The sequence below is a fragment of the Microbacterium sp. W1-4-2 genome, from assembly GCF_058349885.2.
In genome coordinates this window covers 1,029,246-1,048,052 of sequence record NZ_JBYRJC020000001.1, presented here as the reverse complement: position 1 = coordinate 1,048,052, position 18,807 = coordinate 1,029,246, and the positions used below count along the sequence as shown (strand labels likewise).

The following is an 18,807-nucleotide window of genomic DNA, read 5'->3' as shown; positions in this document are numbered from 1 at the left end:
ACTCATCTGAAAGAGACATGACAGACACCGCCTCCTCCCGCCGCGTCGGCACAGCGCTGGCCACCCTGCTGATGCTGCTGACCGTCTTCGGGCCCATCTCGATGGACCTCTACCTCCCGGTTCTGCCCGCCTTGACCGGCGACCTGGGCGCGTCGACCTCGGCCGCCCAGTTCACCCTCACCGCCTGCCTGGTCGGGCTGGCCGTCGGGCAGGTGATCGCCGGGCCGCTGTCCGACCGGTTCGGCCGCCGGACGCCGCTGATCATCGGCATCGTCGCCTACGTCGCCGCCTCCGCGCTGTGCGCGGTCAGCCCGAGCATCGCCACCCTCGTCGTCGCCCGGCTCGTCCAGGGCCTGGCCGGCGCGGTCGGCATCGTCATCGCCCAGGCCGCCGGCCGAGACGTCTACGAGGGCGGGGCACTCATCCGCTACTACGGCCGGCTCACGGTCCTCGGCGGCCTGGCCGCGATCGTCGGCCCGGTCATCGGCGGGCAGCTGGCCGGCGTCACCGACTGGCGCGGCATCTTCGCCTTCCTCGCCGGCATCGGCGTGCTCCTGCTCCTGGCGACGCTGCTCATCTTCAGAGAGACCCTCCCCGCCGACCAGCGCACCAGCGGCGGGCTGAAGCAGACCGGGCGGGACTTCCGCCGGCTCTTCTCCGACCGGCTCTTCGTCGGCGCGATCGCGATCTGCGGCCTGACCTACGCCGCCCTGTTCGCTTACCTGTCCGGAGCCGCCTACATCCTGCAGGGCACCTACGGCCTGTCGCCCCAGGCCTACTCGATCGCGTTCGGCGCGAACTCCGCCGGCTTCATGGTCTTCGGATGGATCGCCGGGCGTGCCGCCGAGCGCTGGTCCGAGCGCGGCACCCTGGTGATCGGCATCGCGATGAGCGGACTCGGTGCCCTGGGCCTGCTCGCCACCGGGCTGTGGCAGCTGCCCCTGCCGGTCGTGCTCGGCTCGCTGTTCGTGGTGGCATCCGGCGTCGCGTTCGCCTCGCCCCCGTCGACGTCCCTGGCACTGGCCGACTACCCCGAGCTCGCCGGGACGGCCTCCTCGGTCCTGGGCTGTGCCCGGTTCGGCCTGGGCGGCGTCGCCGCGCCGCTGGTCGGGATCGGCGGCGGCCAGAGCGTGCTCCCGCTGGGCATCGTCACCGTCGCTTCGGTCGCCCTCGCGGGGATCGCGTATCTGCTCTTCGTCGGCAGGCGGCACGGGCATCGCGGGCCCGTCGACCGCGCGGCCATCGCGGAGACCGGCTCCGTCCAGGCCGTCACCGCCGAATGACCGATCACGCCCGACGCCACCGAGCCGCAGCACGACCAGGAGGAACGATGGCCGAACAGGCCCTCGAGGCAGAGCCCGGCGAGGTGCGCCGCGACGCAGCCGTCGAGCCGACGGCGCGGTGGGGCGGGGTCATCGCGATGTCGGTGTGCGCCTTCGCCCTGGTCGCCTCGGAGTTCATGCCCGTCAGCCTCCTGACGCCGATCGCTGCAGACCTCCACATCACCGAAGGAATGGCCGGCCAGGGCATCGCGGTCTCGGGACTGCTCGCGGTGCTGACCAGCCTGTCGATCTCCCGGATCGCCGCCCGCGTCGACCGGCGGACGCTCCTCCTTGCGCTGACCGCCGCGATGGCGGTCTCCGGCGCGGCCGTCGCGCTCGCCCCGAGCTTCCCCGTGTACCTGATCGGCCGGGCGCTCATCGGCGTCGTCGTCGGCGGGTTCTGGTCCCTGTCCGCGGCGACCGCCATCCGGCTCGTCCCGGCCGAGCAGGTGCCGAGGGCACTGGCCGTCTTCAACGGCGGCAACGCCCTGGCCACGGTCCTGGCCGCCCCGCTGGGCAGTTACGTCGGATCGATCGTCGGGTGGCGCGGCGCGTTCTTCGCCCTCGTCCCGATCGCGCTGATCACCCTGGTCTGGCAAGGCGTCAGCCTGCCCAGGATGCCCGCCGTCCCGCGCGCCGACGGCACCGGCGGCGTCCTCGCGGTGTTCGGCGCGCTCAAGCGCCGACCCATCGCCCTGGGCATGGCCGCGTGCGGCCTGTTCTTCATGGGCCAGTTCCTCGCCTTCACCTACGTCCGGCCCTTCCTGGAGACCGAGCCCCAGGCGGGCTCCGCCACGGTCTCCCTGGTGCTGCTCGTCATCGGGGCCGCCGGACTGCTCGGCACCGCCCTCATCGGCAGGTTCCTCGCCCGCGACCTGTACCGCACGCTGACGGTGATCCCGATCCTGATGGCGGTCATCGCGCTGGCCGTGATCCCCGTCGGCGGCTGGATCGCCCCCGTCGTAGTGCTGCTCGGCCTGTGGGGCCTGCTCGCCACCGCGGCACCCGTGGGCTGGTGGAGCTGGGTCGCCCAGGCCATGCCCGACGACGCCGAAGCCGGAGGCGGCCTCATGGTCGCCGTCGTCCAGACCTGCATCGCCCTGGGCTCCACGCTGGGCGGACTGCTCTACGACGCCGCAGGATTCCGCGGCACCTTCCTGTCCAGCGCCCTGGTCCTCACGATGGCCGCCGCGACGGCGCTCATCACCGCCCGCGCGAGCCGCGCGTCGCAGTAGCGCCTCATGCCGGCGGACCTGGGCAACAGGGGTACTGACGAGGACTCCCACCGGAAGCCCACCGCGCCTAGCGTTGGAAGACGGTGCACGGACCGCCGGCCACGCAGGTGGCGGGCCTCGACGAAGGAGAACCACGTGACCGACGAGCAGTTCGACCAGATCTTCCCGCTCGGAGATCCGAACGACGCGTTCGCGCAGTACTTCACCGGCCAGAGCTACCTCGCCCCGCTGGTCGGCGAGGGAAACGTCGCCGTCAGCAACGTGAGCTTCGAGCCCAGCTGCCGGAACAACTGGCACATCCACCACGGCGAGGACGGCGGCGGGGACCAGATCCTCATCTGCACCGCGGGATCAGGCTGGTACCAGGCCGACGGCGAGGAGCCGGTGAGCATGGTGCCGGGATCGGTGGTTCGCGTCCCGGCGGGGACGAAGCACTGGCACGGCGCAAAGGCGGACTCGTGGTCCAGCCACCTCGCCTTCATCACCCCTGGCGAGGGCGTCAGCAACGAGTGGCTGGAGCCGGTCACCGACGAGGAGTACGACGCGCTGCCGACCAGCAGCGAGGACGGAGAGAACGCATGAGCATCCTGGACGAGACCTACACCCTGTCCAACGGCGTCGAGATCCCCCGGCTCGGGCTCGGCACCTGGTTCATCGACGACGACAAGGCCGCCGATGCCGTCAAGGCCGCCATCGAGATCGGCTACCGCAACATCGACACCGCCCGGGCCTACGGCAACGAGCGCGGCGTCGGCGAAGGCGTCCGCACCTCTGGCGTGCCCCGCGAGGAGCTGTTCGTCTCCACCAAGCTCGCCGCCGAGATCAAGGACTACGACGGCGCGGTCACCGCGATCGACGAGTCTTTGCAGAAGCTCGACATCGGCTACATCGACCTGATGCTCATCCACTCCCCGCAGCCCTGGGACGACTTCCGCGGCGGCGACTACGCCGAGGGCAACCTCGCCGCCTGGAAGGCCCTCGAGGAGGCCCACCAGGCAGGCAAGATCCGCGCCATCGGCGTCTCCAACTTCCTGCAGGCCGACCTGGAGAACATCCTCCGGAACGGCACCGTCGCGCCGCACGCCAACCAGGTCCTCGCCCACGCGGGCAACACGCCCACCGAGCTGATCGACTACTGCCGCGAGAAGAGCATCCTCGTCGAGGCGTACTCCCCCATCGCCCACGGCGAGATCCTCGACAACGAGGCAGTCAAGGCCATCGCAGAGAAGTACTCCGTGACCGTGCCGCAGCTGTGCATCCGGTACACCCTCCAGCTCGGCACCGTCTCCCTGCCGAAGACCGCCAACCCCGAGCACATGCGCTCCAACGCCGACGTCGACTTCGAGATCTCCGACGAGGACATGCAGGCCCTCCGGGACCTCGACGAGCGCGACTACGGCGACTCCAGCGCGTTCCCGGTCTACAGCGGCAAGTAGGAGACGAAGGAGATCGTCATGGCTGAGAAGGTCACCGCCGGCCGCGATGCATTGGGAGAGTTCGCGCCGACGTTCGCAGCGCTGAACGACGACGTCCTCTTCGGACAGGTCTGGGCGCGCGAGGAACAGCTCCCGCCCAGGATCAGGAGCATCGTCACCGTCACTGCCCTGATGTCCAGCGGTGTGCTGGACGGCTCGCTGCAGCACCACATCGAGCGGGCGAAGAGCAACGGCGTCACCGCCGAGGAGATGGCCGAGGTCCTCACCCACGTGGCCTTCTACGCCGGCTGGCCCAAGGCCTGGGCGGCGTTCCGCATGGCCAAGGAGGTCTACGAGGGCTGAGGCAGGAGTCGCTCGATCCGTGTTAGTCTGAGAGCACTACATCCCCCACGCCTCTCCACGATGCGCACTTGGGGGATTTTCTCTGCCCGCGTCCAGGAGGAGCGCCGATGTCCCAGTCGCGTCGTCCTTCCCGTCCGCCCCGCCCGCGTGGGACCTTGCACTACGACAAGCCGCCCATGGAGCTGGACGACCTTGCCGACCGTCTCACCGACCGCGGACTGATCGTCCCCGATCGGGACCGGGCCCTCCGATACCTGCGCCACATCGGCTACTACCGGCTCTCCCCGTACACGATCCCCTTCCAGCAGGGCGGCGCGGACCACCTCCTGCGCGACGGGACGTCCTTCGACGACGTGCTCGACCTCTATGTCTTCGACCGCGCGCTCCGCCTGGTGGTCATGGACGCCCTCGAGCGGGTCGAGGTCGCTGTGCGCGCGGCGCTGACCGACCACATGTCCACCGCTTACGGCGATGCGCACTGGTACATGGACGCCTCTCACTTCCGCGACCGCGGCAAGCACGCCGGGCTCCTGAAGATCGTCCGAGACACCTGCGACGAAAGGCTCCGCGGCACTCCCGACGCCGGCGAGGACTCACTCGTCCACCGCTCCGCCCTTGAGCACTACCTGACTACCTACGGCTCCCCCGAACTCCCGCCCTCCTGGCTCATGGTCGAGACCCTCACCGTCGGCCAGCTCACCAGCGCGTACCGCAATCTCAAGCGGCGCGCCGATCGGACGGCCGTCGCCCGCAGCATCGGCCTGACGGCCCCGGTGCTCGAGTCCTGGATGCAGACCTACGTCCGAGTCCGCAACGTCTGTGCCCATCACGGCCGGCTCTGGAACGTCGGCCTCGGTGTCTATCCGGCGATCCCGAACTCCTCGACGGTGTCCTGGCTCGAAGCAGACGATGCGCTGCCGGAGCGATCCAGGAAGCGGCTCTACCCCGTTCTGGTCTCGCTGCAGACGGTCCTCGAGACGATCTCACCGCGCAGCGGCTGGGCGCACCGACTTCACGAGCTGCTCCGTACGAGACCCACGATGAACCTCCGCGGCATGGGCGTCCCCGAGGGCTGGGCAGACGATCCGTTCTGGCGTCGACACCTCGACTGAACCACCCGATCGCCTGACGAATGTCCCTCAGGAGCTGTCGTCGAACAGGGTGCGGCGACAGCTTCCTAGCACCCGCAGTCGCGCCGGGCCCACCATTCAAACTAGCGTTTTCGCTGGCAGGCTGGGCAAAAGTGGCTCGAGCGGTTCATGAACTGCTTCCGCACGATGGGAGCGCCGCAGCGCGGGCAAGGCTGCCCGGCGAGTCCGTAGGCGTTGAGGCTGCGGGCAAAGTATCCGCTGCTGCCGGCCACGTCGACATAGAGCGAATCAAACGAGGTCCCGCCCTGGGCGAGTGCCGCAGCCATGACGTCTCGCGCTGCGTCGATCACGGCAGAGATCCTCGGCTTGCTCATCGACGATGCCGTCGTCTCGCCATGCACTTTGGCCGCCCACAAGGCCTCGTCGGCGTAGATGTTGCCGATGCCGGACACCAGCGTCTGGTCCAGCAACGCACGCTTGATCCCGGTCCGCCTGGTCTTGATCCGCGCAACTGCAGCCGCTTGATCGAACTGCGGATCGAACGGGTCCGGCGCGATATGCGCGATGGGCGAGGGCAGCACGGCTCCGCCCTCGTCGTACATCAGGTGACCGAACGTGCGCTGATCATCAAAGCGCAGATCGTGGCCGCCGTCGGTAAAGGTGAACCGCGCCCGTTCGTGCGCAGCGATCGGTGTATCCGACGAGGTGATGAGCATCTGCCCACTCATCCCCAGATGCGCGAGCAACGCGTCCCGATTGTCCAGGACCAGCCAGAGGTACTTGCCGCGGCGCGCAATCCCCGTAACCGTCGTACCGGCCATCTGCGCTGCGAGATCTTCAGGACCGGCCATGTGCCGGCGTGCGGCCCGCGGATGCCGAATGATCGCCGAGGCAATCGTCCGGCCACGGACATGATCGTCGAGCCCTCGACGCACAACCTCGACTTCGGGAAGTTCAGGCATGGCCAACTACTTCCAGTCCCCGGACGACAGACCGGCTGCGATCTGTCACATCACCCACCACCAGCCCTCGATTCCACCCGTACACCTTCAACTCCCGCGTCGCGCTACCAAGCGCTATGCATTGACGTACAGTCGATCGAACCGTTGGGCCGGGTGAGAACTCGCGAGCCCTGATCATGAGTGATGCTTCGACGAAGGTTTCCGCTGGCAAACCAGGCAAACACGGCTCGAGCGGTTCATGAACTTCTCCCGTAGGATCAGGGTCCCGCAGCGCTTGCATGGCAGTCCCTCACGCCCATAGATATTGAAGTCTGCGTGTAAAGAACCGGCCTGACCGTTGACGTTCACGTACTGGGCGTCGAAGCTCGTGCCGCCCTCGGCCAGCGCTTTGTCGAGCACGGCGCGGATCTCGGCCAGCAGTCGCCCCACGGCCCGCGTCGACAGGGTGTCCGCAGCGGTCTCGGGGTGGATGCGCGCCGCCCAGAGCGACTCGTCGGCGTAGATGTTGCCCACACCGCTGATGGCCGTCTGGTCCAGCAGCACGCGTTTGATGCCCGATCGTTTGCGCGACAGAGCGCGGCGGAAGCCCGCGTCGTCGAAGGCCGGGTCCAGCGGGTCGCGGGCGATGTGCGCGACCTGCGTCGGCACCCGGGCCGACGGGTCGCCCAGGCCACCGGCCGCGCCATCGGGTGTGTCCACGAGCGTGTCGACGGCGAGCGAGCCGAACGTGCGCTGGTCGGCGAAGACCGCGGCCAGCTCGCCGTGCACGGGATGCTCGAGGTCGATGCGGATGCGTTCGAACCGCTCGACCGGCGCACCAGCGGGCCGCAGCAGGATCTGTCCGCTCATCCCGAGATGGGCGATCAGCGCTCGATCGGCGCCGACGAGCGGCAGCCAGAGGAACTTGCCCCGGCGGACTGCGGAGGTGAGCTGCATCCCGGCAAGCTGCGACTCGAAGTCGGCGGCGCCGCCGATGTGGCGGGTGAGCGCACGCTCGTCCCACACCGTGACAGCTGCCACCCGCGCGCCGGCCACGGCGGGAGCCAGGCCCAGGCGCACGACCTCGACTTCGGGCAGTTCGGGCACGTCAGACGCGGTCCGACAGAGTGCGCCAGAGCAGCAGCGCGGCCGCCATCTCGGCATGCTTCTTGCTCGTGCCGATGCCAGTGGCCGAGCACTCGCCCACCGTGACGGTCGCTGTGAACGTACGGTCGTGATCCGGCCCGTCGGCCTCGATCATGTACACCGGCGGGGTGTGCCCGAGGTGGGCGGCCAGCTCCTGCAGGCTCGTCTTGGGATCGACGGCGGCACCGTACCGGTCGGGATCGGCCAGCAACGGCTCGACCAGTCGATGCACCAGCGCGGTCGCGGCATCCTGCCCCGCCGACAGGTAGGTCGCACCGATCACGGCCTCCATGGTGTCGGCGAGGATCGAGTCCTTGTCGCGGCCGCCGGTCTGGTCCTCGCCGCGCCCCAGATGCAGGAACGAGCCGAGGCCGATACCGCGGGCGACCTCGGCGAGGGCGACCGTCGACACGACGCTGGCACGGCGCTTCGCGAGCGCGCCCTCGTCGAGATCGGGATGGCGGGTGTACAGCAGCACCGTCACGGCCTGTCCCAGCACTGAGTCGCCGAGGAACTCGAGGCGCTCGTTGTGCGGCAGATGGCCGTGCTCGTACGCGTAGGACCGATGCGTCAGAGCGAGCGAAAGAAGCTCGGGGTCGATGTCGACCCCGAGCCCTTCGATCAGCCGGGAGGCGTCTCCCGCTGCAGACGTCATCGGACGCGGATCAGATGTCTGCGACCTTGCGGCCCTTGTACTCGAGGAACAGCTCGGTGCCCTGCGAGTCCGTCACGACCTTCGCCTGGTGCGGGCGGCTGTAGACGACCTTGCCGTTCTCGACGGTCTTGACCAGCGTGGGCGCTTCGGCCTTCCACTGCGCGCGACGCGTGCGGGTGTTCGAACGGGAGACCTTCCGCTTCGGGGGGTTACCTGCCATGGCTGTTCTTCCTTCGTGTGTGAGGTCTAGGATTCGGGCGCAGAACTGTCCGTGCCCTCGGCCGGGTCGGAGGCCAGGTCCGCCAGTGCGGCCCAGCGCGGGTCGATGTTCTGACGAGGTCCGGCTTCCGGAGACTCGGCCAGACGCGCGCCCGTGATCGGGTCCAACCCCGGGCAGTCCGGCCAGCACACCGGCTGAAACGGAAGCGACAGGACGATGGCGTCCCTGACCAGAGTTTCAAGATCCACGTGGTCGTCTTGAACCTCGAAGTCATTCGCTTCTTCATCAGGATACGCGAAAAGCTCCTGGAACTCGACTTCGACAGGCGCCTCGATGTCGGTCAGACACCGGCCGCACTCGCCCGCATACCGCGTGAAGGCGGTTCCGGAGGCGAGGATGCCCTCGTGCACCGACTCGAGCCGAGCGTCGATCTGCACCGTCTCGCCCTCGGGAATGGCCACCAGGCCCTCTCCCCAGTGCTCGCGCAGAGCCACATCGAAGGAAACCTCGCGCATCTCTCCGGGATGCCGGACGAGATCGCGGACGAGCACGCTGAAAGCTCCGGGACGGGGATTTCTCACCCAGCGAGTCTACCGTGCGCCCTCGCTGCCGGGGCCGAGGTCAGATGCCGCGGGCGCCCGTGTCGAGGAAGCGTGCGACCGGGCCGGGCACATAGGGAGAGACGTCGCCGCCGAGGCTCGCCACCTGTCGCACCAGCGAGCTCGACACGAGCGCGTGGGCCGGGTCGGGCAGCAGGAACACCGTCTCGATGTCGGCCAGGTGCCGGTTGACGATGGCCATCGGCGTCTCGTAGGCCACATCGACCTGCGAGCGGATGCCCTTGATCAGCACTCCGGCGTCGACGTCGACGGCGTAGTCGACCAGCAGGCCCATGCTCCACGACGCGACGACGATGTCGCCGGCGACCTCGAGTTCGGCGATCGACTGCTCGAGCAGCGACAGACGTTGGGCGATCGGCAGCATCGCCTGCTTGTCGGGGTTGTGCACGACCAGCACATGCACGGTGTCGTACAGCGCGGCGGCTCTGCTGATCACATCGAGGTGACCGAGGGTGGGCGGGTCGAAAGACCCCGGGACGACGGCGATCCGGTTGCTCACGCCCCCAGCCTACCGGGCCGTCTTTGAGGTTCCTGAACGCGAAGGTCAGCTCTTGGCGAGGGCGGCGCGCTCGGCGGTGTCCAGCCGCCGTTCGATGGCCTGGCCCAGTCCCGGGTGTCGCACCAGCGCCGGGTCGTCGGCAAGGATCGACTCGGCCTCTTCGCGGGCGAGCGCGATCAGATCGGCATCCTTGACGACGCGGAGCATGCGCAGCGACGTGCGCGCGCCGGACTGGGCGTCGCCGAGCACGTCGCCTTCGCCGCGCAGCTCGAGATCCTTCTCGGCCAGTTCGAACCCGTCGGTGGTGTGCGCCACCGCCTCGATGCGCTCGCGGGCGGGCGTGTGCGGCACGGCCTCGGTCACCAGCAGGCACAGTCCCGGGATCGCGCCACGCCCCACACGCCCGCGCAGCTGGTGCAGCTGCGAGACCCCGAAGCGGTCCGCGTCGAGAATGACCATGGTCGACGCGTTCGGCACGTCGACGCCGACTTCGACGACGGTCGTCGCCACCAGGACGTCGATCTCGCCGTCGGCGAACGCGCGCATCACGGCGTCCTTGGTCTCGCCGGGCATGCGCCCGTGCAGGGTCTGTACGCGGATGTCGTGGAACGCGGGGTGGTCTGCCAGCAGGCGCGACGCCTGTTCCACGCCCCAGGTGATCGGCTTCGCGGCCGCCTCGTCGGCGACCAGTGCGTCCGGGTCTTCCACCGCCTTCGCGGCAGTGGCCTCGGCGTCGATCGCCGGACACACGACGAAAGCCTGCCGGCCCCGTGCGACCTCTTCGGCGACCCGATCCCACACCCGCGAGAACCACCCGGGCCGTTCGGCCACGGGTGCGACGAACGTCTCGATGCCCGCTCGTCCGGGGGGCATCGACCGGATGGTCGAGACGTCCAGGTCGCCGAACACGGTCATGGCCACGGTGCGCGGGATGGGCGTCGCTGTCAGCACGAGCGCGTGCGGGCTGGATCCCTTCGCCCGCAGGGTCTCGCGCTGCTCGACCCCGAAACGGTGCTGCTCGTCGACGACGACCAGGCCGAGGTCGGCGAAGGTCGTGCTGTCGCTGAGCAGCGCATGCGTCCCCACCACGATGAGCGCCTGCCCCGCCGCCACGCGCAGCGCCGCCCGGCGCCGCTCGGCCGCGGGCATCTGACCGGTCAGCAGCGTCGGCATGATCTGCGGGGCCAGCCCGGGACCCAGCATCCTGGCGATCGAGCGCAGGTGCTGGCCGGCCAGGACCTCGGTCGGGGCGATGAGTGCGGACTGGCCGCCGGACTGGGCGACCTGCAGCATGGCACGCAGCGCCACGAGCGTCTTGCCCGAGCCGACCTCGCCCTGCACGAGGCGGTTCATCGGCCAGTCGCCGACGAGGTCGGCCGCGATCCGGTCGCCGACCGCGACCTGATCGGGGGTGCGCTCGAACGGCAGCGCCGCGTCGAATGCGGCCAGCAGGTCGCCGGCCGGGCGCGCCGTGGCCGACATCGCGCGCACCAGACCGCGCTGCTGCAGCAGCGCGGTCTGCAGCACCAGCGCCTCGTGCATGCGCAGCGTGTGCCGGGCCGGACCGATCTGGTCTTCGAAGTCCGGGCGGTGGATGCGCTCGAGCGCGTCGCGTGCGCCGATCAGCCCGTGCCGGGCCCGCACGTCGGCCGGCACCGGATCGTCGATCTCGCCCAGCCCGTCGAGGATCAGTGCGACCATCTTCGCGAAGCGCCAGCTCGGGATCGCGGCGGTGGCCGGGTAGAGCGGGATGGGCTCGTTCGCCTTGGCCTCGGCCGTCATGCGCGCCGTGTCGACGTCGTCGAACAGCTCGTAGTCGGGGTGCGCGAACTGCAGGCCGCGCTGGTAGCGGCCGACCTTGCCCGAGAAGATGCCCTGGCGGCCGACCGTCAACTCGTTCCTTCGCCAGCTCTGGTTGAAGAACGTGAGCTTCAGGTCGCCGTGCCCATCGGTGATGACGACCTCGAGGATGCTGCCCCGGCGCTGGCGCATCGGTCGGTCGCCGACGTGTTTGACCTGGGCGACGATCGTCACCTGCTCGCCCTCTTCGAGCGACTCGATCGGCGTGAGCTGGCCGCGGTACGCGTAGCGGCGCGGGTAATGGGCGAGCAGATCGGCCACGGTGCGCATGCCGAACGCCCGCGCGAGGGCGTTGGCGGTCTTGTCGCCGAGTGCGCCGTCGAGTCGCATGGACAGCGAGTAGACCGTCATGGGTTCGAGTCTAGGCATCCCGTGCGACACGCTTTGTAGGCTGTGACCATGACGCGCATCATCGCCGGCGGCGCCCGCGGCATCGCGATCGCCGTTCCGTCGGCGGGCACCCGGCCCACCAGCGACCGGGTGCGCGAGTCGCTGTTCGGCGCGCTGGACTCCGCAGACGCCGTAGCCGGCGCTCGCGTGCTGGACCTGTACGCCGGCTCGGGCGCCCTGGGACTCGAGGCGCTCAGCCGGGGCGCTGCGGCGGTCGACCTCGTCGAGCGGGCGGCCCCTGCCGCCCAGGTGGTGCGCGCGAACACCGCGAAGGTCCTCGCCGCGTCGGGGTCGAAGGCTCCGGTGCGCGTGCACCGGGCGGCTGTGGCATCCTTCCTCACGACCGCCTCCGGCCCATACGACCTGGTGTTCGCCGACCCGCCGTACGACGTCTCGGGCGCCGAGATCGACGCGATGCTCGCAGCACTCGGCTCCGCGGTCGCACCGGACGGACTCATCGTGCTGGAGCGGGCGGTGCGATCGGCCGACCCCGCACTGCCGCCGACGCTGGTGCTCGAGCGGCACAAGCGCTACGGCGACACCGTGCTGTGGTGGCTGCGGCGCGACGGCGCCTGATCAGCCGCGCTCGGCGTCCCAGTCCTGGTAGGGGTCCCATCCCCCGCGCCCGGCGTACGGGCGGCCGTCCACGCCGACTGCGTGCGCCAGACGCGGTGTGACGCGCCCGATCCGGCGGAACCCCTCCGGCAGCGGCTGCCGCGCCGAGAAGGTGGCGAGCAGGGCGTGGTCCTCGCCGCCGGCCAGCGCCCGCTGCGGGTCGGGGCCGAGCGCGTTCGCGTCCAGGTCGATCGTCACGCCCGACGCCGCGGCCAGCCGCGACGCGTCAAGCGCGAGCCCGTCCGACACGTCCATCATCGCCGTCGCCCCGGCACGCGCGGCCGCCGCGCCGAGCGCGACCGGGGGGCGCGGGCGCAGCTGCACGCCGACGGCGGATGCCTCGTCGACGCTGAGCTCATCGGGTCGCACTGCGACCGGATGACCGTCGGCGTCGCGAAAGCGGTCGAACAGCAGCTGCAGCCCGAGCGCGGCGCGACCGACATCGCCCGCGATCGCCACGACATCACCGGCGCGGGCCCCCGCCCGCGTCACCGGGGCGGCGCCGTCGAGGACGCCGAGGGCCGTGACCGCGACGGTCAGCGTGTCCGACACGGTCAGGTCGCCGCCTTCGACCGCGCAGCCGGGCGCGAGCGCGTCGCACGCGTCGCGCAGCCCGTCGGCCATCGCTGTCACGAACGACAGCCGTGTCGCGTCGGGCATCGCGAGGGCGACCAGCAGTGCGGTGGGCCGGGCACCCATGGCCGCCACGTCGGCGAGGTTCACCGCGGCCGCCTTCCAGCCCAGGTCGTAGCCGCCCGTCCACGCCAGGCGGAAATCGGGGCCGTGCACGAGCGAGTCGACCGTCGCGACGATCCGTCCGTCGCCGGCGTCGAGGACGGCGGCATCGTCGCCGGGGCCGATCGCCGCCAGCGACGGGGGGAACCGTTCGAGGATCGCGCGCAGCACGTCGCCTTCGCTCAGCTCGCCCACGGTCGGATCGGTCATCCTCTCACGCTATCCGGTCCCGCCGGTCGCCCGTCGCCGCCGGGTTAGCCTGGAAGGGTGACAGGAACCTCCCGCTCCGGCGCGCTGCGCCGCATCGCGCTCGCCGCCGCCGCCACGCTCGCCGCGACCGTCGCGCTGACCGGATGCGCGACCGAGGTGTCGCTGACCCCCGGCCCCGATGCGAACAACCCGAAGTGCGCCGAGATCATGGTGCGCCTGCCGGGCGATCTGAGCGACCAGTCGCGCGTGTGGACCGATGCGCAATCCACCGCGGCGTGGGGCTCGCCGACCCGGATCATCATGGCGTGCGGCGTCACCCCGCCGGGACCGACGACGCTCAAGTGCGTGTCGCTGGGCGGAGTGGACTGGATCGTCGACGAGTCGAAGCAGCCGAACTTCCGCATCACGTCTTACGGGCGCACCCCCGCCGTCCAGGTGTTCCTGGACGGCGCCGACAAGTCCGTCGACCCCAATTCGGTGCTGACCCAGCTGGGCCGCCTGGTGTCGGCGCAGACCACGCGCACCGGCACCTGCTCGAATCCCGACACCGTCGGCAAGTGAGGCCGGGCTCGGGCGGCGCAGCCGGGCCGCCCCTCAGGCGCGGGTCAGCGCCGTGTCGATGAGGTCGGAGATCAGCTCCGAGTAGGTCATGCCGCTGGCGATCCAGCACGTCGGGAACATCGAGATCGGGGTGAACCCCGGCATCGTGTTGATCTCGTTGACGAAGAACTCCGTACCGGTGAAGAAGAAGTCCACGCGCGACAGTCCCTGCCCGCCGAGCGCTTCGAACGCCCGCGCCGCGATCCGCTGCATCTCGCGCAGCTCGCCGTCGTGCAGATCCGCCGGGCACACCAGATCGATGCCGGGGGCGTCGAGGTACTTCGCGGCGAAGTCGTAGAAGTCGCGGCCGCTGATGACGACCTCGCCGGCGACGCTGACCCGCGGCAGTCCGTCTTCCCGCGCCTCGAGCACGCCGCATTCCAGCTCGCGCCCGACGACGGCCTGCTCGACGAGCACGGTGCCGTCCTCGGCGAACGCGGTCTCGAGCGCGTCGTCCAGCTCGCTCCAGTCGGCGACCTTCGACACCCCCACGCTCGACCCGGCGCGGGCGGGCTTGACGAACACCGGCAGCCCGAGCCCGCGCATCCGCTGCTCCCACATCCGGCGGTCGCGGGCGAGATCCGCGCGCGTGACCGACACCCACGGCACGACCGGAACGCCCGCGGACTTGAGCACGTTCTTGGTCGCGTTCTTGTCCATGCCCAGCGCCGACATCAGCAGTCCCGCGCCCGCGTATGGGATGTCGAGCAGCTCGAGGAAGCCCTGGATCGTGCCGTCCTCGCCCCACTTGCCGTGCAGGATGGGCAGGACCACGTCGACGTCCCCGAGCGAGCGCGTGCCCGCGGCATCCGTCACCCGCAGTTCACGGCTGCGCGCCGAGTCGGGCCAGACCACCCGGGTGCCGTTGTCGACCACCTCGGGAAGGTGGGCGGGATCCAGCGCGAACTTGTCGGGGTCGTCGTCCTCGAGCACGAAGGCGCCGTCGCGGGTGATCCCGACCGGAATGACCCGGAAGCGGTCGCGGTCAATCGCGCGCAGCACTCCCCCCGCCGTTGCGGAGCTGATCGAATGCTCGCTGGATCGTCCGCCAAAGAGCACCGCCACCGCCGGCTTGTCCATGCTGCGTCCTCTCACCCTTCGGTGTGTCATCGTCGGTCGTCAGGTGGGGCGCGATGTGCCGCGGGTCCATGGTGCCGTCCAGCACGCGCTTGACCTGCTCCACGATCGGCATCTCGACGTGCGACGCGCGCGCCAGATGCAGCACGGGAGCCACCGACGCCAGGCCTTCGGCCGTCTGCTGCATCTGCTTGACGACGTCCTGGAACTTATAGCCCTGTCCGAGCAGCCGCCCGGCCGTGTTGTTGCGGCTCAGCGGCGACTGGCAGGTCGCGATCAGATCGCCCAGGCCCGCCAGGCCCTGCAGCGTCTCGGGCTGCGCGCCCTGTGCGACGGCGAAGTCGGTCATCTCGACCAGGCCCCGGGTGATGATCGACGCCTTCGTGTTCTCGCCGTACCCGACGCCGTCCACGATGCCGATCGCGACGGCGATGAGGTTCTTGAGCACGCCGCCGAACTCGGTGCCGATCACGTCCGTGTTCACGAACGTGCGGAAGTACTTGTTGCGCGCGCGCCGGGCGACCGCGTCCGCGGTCTCACGGCTGGTGGATGCCACGACCGCCGCGGTCGGCTGCTCCCGCGCGATCTCGAGGGCGAGGTTCGGGCCCGACGCCACCGCGATGCGGTCGGGATCGCACCGCAGCTCCTGCTCCAGCACCTGGCTCATGCGCAGCCCGGTGCGCCGTTCGATGCCCTTCATCAGCGACACGATCGGCGCCGTCGACCCGGAGACCAGAGGGCGCGCCTCTTTCAGGATGTCGCGGGCCGACTGGCTGGGGATGCACACGTACACCTGTTCGGCGCCGTCGAGCGCGGCACGCAGGTCGGAGGTCGCGGCGATCGACCGCGGCAGGTTGATCCCGGGCAGGTACTGGCTGTTGCGCTTGGCCTCGCCGATCTCGTGCGCGAGCTCGGGACGGCGCGCCCATACGGTCACGCGGGCGCCGCCGTCGGCGAGGATCTTGCCGAACGTCGTGCCCCAGCTTCCGGCGCCGAGCACGGTCACCCGGCTCGGCGCTTCATGTCTCGGTGTCAAAGCGACCCGTCTCCTTCTGACCGTGCGCGACCGGGTCCCACCGTTCGGCGGGGGCCGGGATGCCGCGCAGCTGCGCGAGCAGGTCGGCAATGGCATCCATCGTCTTCGTCGTCGCGCGTGCCAGAGTGGCCGGCTGACTGCGGGTGCCCGTGAACTCCGACACGTCGATCGGGTCGCCCAGCAGCACGGTCATGCGCTTGCGCAGCGGCCACAGGCTGAGCTTGCCGTATCGCGGCAGCAGCTCCTGCGCGCCCCACTGTGCCATCGGGATGAGCGGGATCTCGCCCGACAGCGCCAGCCGAACCGCGCCGGACTTGCCGCGCATGGGCCACAGGTCGGGGTCGCGGGTGAGCGTGCCCTCGGGGTAGACGATGACTCCGCGGCCGTGCTCGACCAGCGCCCGCGACTGCTTGATCGTCTCGCGGGCCGCGGCGGCGGTCGTCGCGCGGGCGACGGGCACCATGCCGGTGGCACGCAGCGCCGCGCCCACGACCGGGATGCGGAACAGGCTCTCTTTGGCCATGAACCGCGGTGCCCGGCCGAGGCGCCATACCGCGATGGCCACCACGAGCGGGTCGATCTCGCTGTGGTGGTTCACCGCGATCACGAAGGGGCCCGTGCGCGGGAGCTTGTCAGCACCGCGGATCTCGATGCGTGCGAACAGCCCGAACACGGGCAGCACGATCGCGGCGAGCAGCCAGAAGACGCTCGGTCTGCGGGTCTCGTGGGGCGTCTGTGCAGGGGCGCGCCGCGCCCGGTCACCGGCCACCCGCGTCACCCCAGGACGTCGAAGTCGGCGCCGAGTGCCTCGAGCTTGGCGAAGAACTTCTCGTAGCCGCGGCTGATGATCCCCACATTGTGCACGGTCGACTCACCCGTGGCGGTCAGCGCGGCGATCACGTGGCTGTAGCCGCCGCGCAGGTCGGGCACCGTGATGTCGGCGCCGGTCAGCGCGGTCGGCCCGCTGATGACCGCCGCCTGTTCGAGGTTGCGCCGCGGGACGCGGCGGGGCCCTTCCTGCAGTCCGTGCGGGTGCACGACGATGCGCGCGCCCATCTTCACGAGCGCATCGGTGAACCCGAACCGGTTCTCGTACACGGTCTCGTGCACGATCGACTCGCCGTGCGCCTGCGTCAGGGCGACGATCAGCGGCTGCTGCCAGTCGGTCATGAAGCCGGGGTGCACGTCGGTCTCGACCGTGACCGGCCGGAGGGCCCCGCCGCGACGGAAGAGGATGCCGTCCTCGCGGATCACGAAGTCGCCGCCGACCTTGCGCACGACGTTCAGGAACGTCAGCATCTCGGGCTGGCGGGCGCCGCCGACGAAGATCTCGCCGTCGGTCGCCAGCGCCGCGCTGGCCCAGCTCGCGGCCTCGTTGCGGTCGAAGATGGCGCGGTGGTCGTAGCCCTCGAGCCGGTCGACCCCCTCGATGAGGATCGTGCGGTTCGGCTCGTACGAGACGATGGCGCCCATCTTCTGCAGCACCGCGATGAGATCCATGATCTCGGGCTCGATCGCGGCGTTGCGCAGTTCGGTGGTGCCGGCCGCCCGCACCGCGGTCAGCAGCACCTGCTCGGTCGCCCCGACGCTCGGGTACGGCAGGTGGATGTTCGCCCCGCGCAGGCCGGCAGGAGCCGACAGTCGGATGCCGCTGGGGAGCTTCTCGACCACCGCGCCGAACTTGCGCAGCGCGTCGAGGTGGAAGTCGATCGGGCGGTCGCCGATGCGGCACCCGCCGAGATCGGGGATGAACGCCTGGCCGAGGCGGTGCAGCAGCGGCCCGCAGAACAGGATCGGGATGCGGGATGCCCCGGCGTGCGCGTCGATCTCCTCCATGTGCGCCGACTCCACGTCCGACGGGTCGAGCACGAACGTGCCCTCTTCGTCGCCATCGGTGACCCGCACGCCGTGCACCTCGAGGAGCGAGCGCACCACGGCGACGTCGCTGATGTCGGGGACGTCGCGCAGCACGCTCGGCGTCTCGCCGAGCAGGGCTGCGACCATCGCCTTGGTGACGAGGTTCTTCGCGCCCTTGACGTCGACGCGACCGTGCAGCGGACGACCGCCGCGGATCGCGAGAGTCTCACCGGACCCTCCCGTCCGACCGCCCGTGGATGCCAAGCCGTTCAGGAGTGTCATTCAGTGTGCCTCACATTGTCAGTGGATCAATCGGCGTGCTGGGGCTGCACCGGGAGGGTGCGGGGCCGCCAGCTCTCACGGCGCGCCTCGTAAGCGGCGATCCTCTCTTCGTCACGGAGGGTGAGCCCGATGTCGTCGAGACCCTCCAGAAGCCGCCACCTAGTGTAATCGTCGATCTCGAAATCGACCTGGAGGTCTCCCAGGACCGCCGTGCGCGCCGTCAGGTCGACGGTCATCTGCACGCCCGGGTCCGCCGTGACAGCCGCCCACAGTCGCTCCACGTCCGCCTCCGAGATCACTCCGGTGACCAGGCCCTGCTTGCCCGCGTTGCCGCGGAAGATGTCGGCGAACCGCGGGCTGAGCACGACCTTGAAGCCGTAGTCGCGCAGCGCCCAGACGGCGTGCTCGCGGCTGGATCCGGTGCCGAAGTCGGGGCCGGCGACGAGGATGGATGCCGCGCGGTAGGGCTCCTGGTTCAGGACGAAGGCGGGATCCTGCCGCCAGGTGGCGAACAGCGCGTCGTCGAAGCCGGTCTTGGTGACCCGCTTCAGGTACACGGCGGGGATGATCTGGTCGGTGTCGACGGCCGAGCGCTGCAGAGGTGCTGCGACGCCGGTGTGCGTGGTGAACTTCTCCAT

The 18,807-nt window shown here is 70.2% G+C and carries 21 protein-coding genes; 8 read left to right on the top strand and 13 right to left on the bottom strand.

Features of this window, described 5'->3' with window-relative positions:
* Positions 1 to 17 precede the first annotated feature (17 nt).
* The 6 genes from AC3RX0_RS04745 (at position 18) to AC3RX0_RS04720 (ending at position 5,447) form a co-directional block, all read left to right on the top strand.
* A complete protein-coding gene (locus AC3RX0_RS04745) occupies positions 18 to 1,283 on the top strand; it encodes a multidrug effflux MFS transporter (protein ID WP_491504777.1) in 1,266 nt (421 codons plus the stop codon).
* Positions 1,284 to 1,330: 47 nt separating this feature from the next.
* On the top strand, positions 1,331 to 2,557 hold the full coding sequence (locus AC3RX0_RS04740; protein WP_491504776.1) for an MFS transporter: 1,227 nt from the start codon (positions 1,331 to 1,333) through the stop codon (positions 2,555 to 2,557).
* A 135-nt stretch (positions 2,558 to 2,692) separates the two neighbouring features.
* Positions 2,693 to 3,139 carry a cupin domain-containing protein gene (locus AC3RX0_RS04735; RefSeq protein ID WP_491504775.1) on the top strand — a complete coding sequence of 149 codons (447 nt, stop codon included), beginning with the start codon at positions 2,693 to 2,695 and terminating at the stop codon, positions 3,137 to 3,139.
* A complete protein-coding gene (locus AC3RX0_RS04730) occupies positions 3,136 to 3,993 on the top strand; it encodes an aldo/keto reductase (protein ID WP_491504774.1) in 858 nt (285 codons plus the stop codon). Before AC3RX0_RS04735 ends, AC3RX0_RS04730 begins: the two co-directional genes overlap by 4 nt.
* Positions 3,994 to 4,011: 18 nt before the next feature.
* Complete coding sequence (locus AC3RX0_RS04725; RefSeq protein ID WP_491504773.1) at positions 4,012 to 4,335, top strand: carboxymuconolactone decarboxylase family protein; 324 nt, start codon at positions 4,012 to 4,014, stop codon at positions 4,333 to 4,335.
* A 176-nt stretch (positions 4,336 to 4,511) separates the two neighbouring features.
* Positions 4,512 to 5,447: an Abi family protein gene (locus tag AC3RX0_RS04720; RefSeq protein ID WP_491504772.1), complete on the top strand. Its 936-nt coding sequence runs from the start codon at positions 4,512 to 4,514 to the stop codon at positions 5,445 to 5,447.
* A gap of 101 nt (positions 5,448 to 5,548) precedes the next feature.
* On the opposite strand, the gene mutM (AC3RX0_RS04715) is transcribed toward AC3RX0_RS04720, so the two are convergent.
* The 7 genes from mutM (AC3RX0_RS04715) to AC3RX0_RS04685 all read right to left on the bottom strand — a co-directional run bounded on the left by mutM (AC3RX0_RS04715) (position 5,549) and on the right by AC3RX0_RS04685 (position 11,718).
* Positions 5,549 to 6,388: a bifunctional DNA-formamidopyrimidine glycosylase/DNA-(apurinic or apyrimidinic site) lyase gene (gene mutM / locus AC3RX0_RS04715; RefSeq protein ID WP_491504771.1), complete on the bottom strand. Its 840-nt coding sequence runs from the start codon at positions 6,386 to 6,388 to the stop codon at positions 5,549 to 5,551.
* Positions 6,389 to 6,562: 174 nt separating this feature from the next.
* Positions 6,563 to 7,474 carry a bifunctional DNA-formamidopyrimidine glycosylase/DNA-(apurinic or apyrimidinic site) lyase gene (mutM, locus tag AC3RX0_RS04710; RefSeq protein ID WP_491504770.1) on the bottom strand — a complete coding sequence of 304 codons (912 nt, stop codon included), beginning with the start codon at positions 7,472 to 7,474 and terminating at the stop codon, positions 6,563 to 6,565.
* Between the two features lies 1 nt (position 7,475).
* Positions 7,476 to 8,168 carry a ribonuclease III gene (gene rnc, locus AC3RX0_RS04705; RefSeq protein WP_491504769.1) on the bottom strand — a complete coding sequence of 231 codons (693 nt, stop codon included), beginning with the start codon at positions 8,166 to 8,168 and terminating at the stop codon, positions 7,476 to 7,478.
* Between the two features lie 10 nt (positions 8,169 to 8,178).
* Positions 8,179 to 8,388 (bottom strand): 50S ribosomal protein L32, encoded by a 210-nt coding sequence (gene rpmF, locus AC3RX0_RS04700; protein ID WP_491504768.1) that lies wholly within the window; start codon positions 8,386 to 8,388, stop codon positions 8,179 to 8,181.
* Positions 8,389 to 8,414: 26 nt separating this feature from the next.
* Entirely contained in the window at positions 8,415 to 8,903 is a 489-nt protein-coding gene (locus AC3RX0_RS04695; RefSeq protein ID WP_491505382.1) for a YceD family protein, read from the bottom strand.
* A 106-nt stretch (positions 8,904 to 9,009) separates the two neighbouring features.
* The gene (coaD, locus tag AC3RX0_RS04690) at positions 9,010 to 9,507 is read right to left on the bottom strand and encodes a pantetheine-phosphate adenylyltransferase (protein ID WP_491504767.1); all 498 of its coding nucleotides are present in this window, start codon (positions 9,505 to 9,507) and stop codon (positions 9,010 to 9,012) included.
* 45 nt (positions 9,508 to 9,552) lie between these two features.
* Positions 9,553 to 11,718, bottom strand: coding sequence for an ATP-dependent DNA helicase RecG (locus AC3RX0_RS04685; RefSeq protein WP_491504766.1), 2,166 nt, complete (start codon positions 11,716 to 11,718; stop codon positions 9,553 to 9,555).
* Between the two features lie 48 nt (positions 11,719 to 11,766).
* Here AC3RX0_RS04685 and rsmD point away from each other — a divergent pair, with 48 nt between their 5' ends.
* The gene (gene rsmD / locus AC3RX0_RS04680) at positions 11,767 to 12,333 is read left to right on the top strand and encodes a 16S rRNA (guanine(966)-N(2))-methyltransferase RsmD (protein ID WP_491504765.1); all 567 of its coding nucleotides are present in this window, start codon (positions 11,767 to 11,769) and stop codon (positions 12,331 to 12,333) included.
* Here rsmD and thiL read toward each other — a convergent pair whose 3' ends face one another.
* On the bottom strand, positions 12,334 to 13,317 hold the full coding sequence (thiL, locus tag AC3RX0_RS04675; protein WP_491504764.1) for a thiamine-phosphate kinase: 984 nt from the start codon (positions 13,315 to 13,317) through the stop codon (positions 12,334 to 12,336).
* 57 nt (positions 13,318 to 13,374) lie between these two features.
* Between thiL and AC3RX0_RS04670 the strand changes: the two genes are divergently transcribed.
* A complete protein-coding gene (locus AC3RX0_RS04670) occupies positions 13,375 to 13,878 on the top strand; it encodes a DUF3515 family protein (RefSeq protein WP_491504763.1) in 504 nt (167 codons plus the stop codon).
* 33 nt (positions 13,879 to 13,911) lie between these two features.
* Here the strand turns inward: AC3RX0_RS04670 and AC3RX0_RS04665 are convergent, their stop codons facing one another.
* The 5 genes from AC3RX0_RS04665 to leuD are packed head-to-tail and all read right to left on the bottom strand — an operon-like array spanning position 13,912 to position 18,807.
* Positions 13,912 to 14,997: a D-alanine--D-alanine ligase family protein gene (locus AC3RX0_RS04665; protein ID WP_491504762.1), complete on the bottom strand. Its 1,086-nt coding sequence runs from the start codon at positions 14,995 to 14,997 to the stop codon at positions 13,912 to 13,914.
* Entirely contained in the window at positions 14,903 to 15,994 is a 1,092-nt protein-coding gene (locus tag AC3RX0_RS04660; protein ID WP_491505381.1) for an NAD(P)H-dependent glycerol-3-phosphate dehydrogenase, read from the bottom strand. The genes AC3RX0_RS04665 and AC3RX0_RS04660 overlap by 95 nt, the downstream gene beginning before the upstream one ends.
* A 19-nt stretch (positions 15,995 to 16,013) precedes the next feature.
* Positions 16,014 to 16,808 carry a lysophospholipid acyltransferase family protein gene (locus AC3RX0_RS04655; RefSeq protein WP_491504761.1) on the bottom strand — a complete coding sequence of 265 codons (795 nt, stop codon included), beginning with the start codon at positions 16,806 to 16,808 and terminating at the stop codon, positions 16,014 to 16,016.
* Positions 16,805 to 18,169 (bottom strand): UDP-N-acetylglucosamine 1-carboxyvinyltransferase, encoded by a 1,365-nt coding sequence (gene murA, locus AC3RX0_RS04650; RefSeq protein WP_491504760.1) that lies wholly within the window; start codon positions 18,167 to 18,169, stop codon positions 16,805 to 16,807. Before murA ends, AC3RX0_RS04655 begins: the two co-directional genes overlap by 4 nt.
* Positions 18,170 to 18,195: 26 nt before the next feature.
* Positions 18,196 to 18,807 carry a 3-isopropylmalate dehydratase small subunit gene (gene leuD / locus AC3RX0_RS04645; RefSeq protein WP_491504759.1) on the bottom strand — a complete coding sequence of 204 codons (612 nt, stop codon included), beginning with the start codon at positions 18,805 to 18,807 and terminating at the stop codon, positions 18,196 to 18,198.

What these genes read in the sequence shown, in the direction of transcription:
- leuD (WP_491504759.1), bottom strand. Translation starts at nt 18,807, where the DNA reads ATGGAGAAGTTCACCACGCACACCGGCGTCGCAGCACCTCTGCAGCGC.
- thiL (WP_491504764.1), bottom strand. Translation starts at nt 13,317, where the DNA reads ATGACCGATCCGACCGTGGGCGAGCTGAGCGAAGGCGACGTGCTGCGC.
- AC3RX0_RS04695 (WP_491505382.1), bottom strand. Translation starts at nt 8,903, where the DNA reads ATGCGCGAGGTTTCCTTCGATGTGGCTCTGCGCGAGCACTGGGGAGAG.
- murA (WP_491504760.1), bottom strand. Translation starts at nt 18,169, where the DNA reads ATGACACTCCTGAACGGCTTGGCATCCACGGGCGGTCGGACGGGAGGG.
- rnc (WP_491504769.1), bottom strand. Translation starts at nt 8,168, where the DNA reads ATGACGTCTGCAGCGGGAGACGCCTCCCGGCTGATCGAAGGGCTCGGG.
- AC3RX0_RS04730 (WP_491504774.1), top strand. Translation starts at nt 3,136, where the DNA reads ATGAGCATCCTGGACGAGACCTACACCCTGTCCAACGGCGTCGAGATC.
- AC3RX0_RS04685 (WP_491504766.1), bottom strand. Translation starts at nt 11,718, where the DNA reads ATGACGGTCTACTCGCTGTCCATGCGACTCGACGGCGCACTCGGCGAC.
- AC3RX0_RS04720 (WP_491504772.1), top strand. Translation starts at nt 4,512, where the DNA reads ATGGAGCTGGACGACCTTGCCGACCGTCTCACCGACCGCGGACTGATC.
- AC3RX0_RS04740 (WP_491504776.1), top strand. Translation starts at nt 1,331, where the DNA reads ATGGCCGAACAGGCCCTCGAGGCAGAGCCCGGCGAGGTGCGCCGCGAC.
- rsmD (WP_491504765.1), top strand. Translation starts at nt 11,767, where the DNA reads ATGACGCGCATCATCGCCGGCGGCGCCCGCGGCATCGCGATCGCCGTT.
- rpmF (WP_491504768.1), bottom strand. Translation starts at nt 8,388, where the DNA reads ATGGCAGGTAACCCCCCGAAGCGGAAGGTCTCCCGTTCGAACACCCGC.
- AC3RX0_RS04665 (WP_491504762.1), bottom strand. Translation starts at nt 14,997, where the DNA reads ATGGACAAGCCGGCGGTGGCGGTGCTCTTTGGCGGACGATCCAGCGAG.
- AC3RX0_RS04725 (WP_491504773.1), top strand. Translation starts at nt 4,012, where the DNA reads ATGGCTGAGAAGGTCACCGCCGGCCGCGATGCATTGGGAGAGTTCGCG.
- AC3RX0_RS04745 (WP_491504777.1), top strand. Translation starts at nt 18, where the DNA reads ATGACAGACACCGCCTCCTCCCGCCGCGTCGGCACAGCGCTGGCCACC.
- mutM (WP_491504771.1), bottom strand. Translation starts at nt 6,388, where the DNA reads ATGCCTGAACTTCCCGAAGTCGAGGTTGTGCGTCGAGGGCTCGACGAT.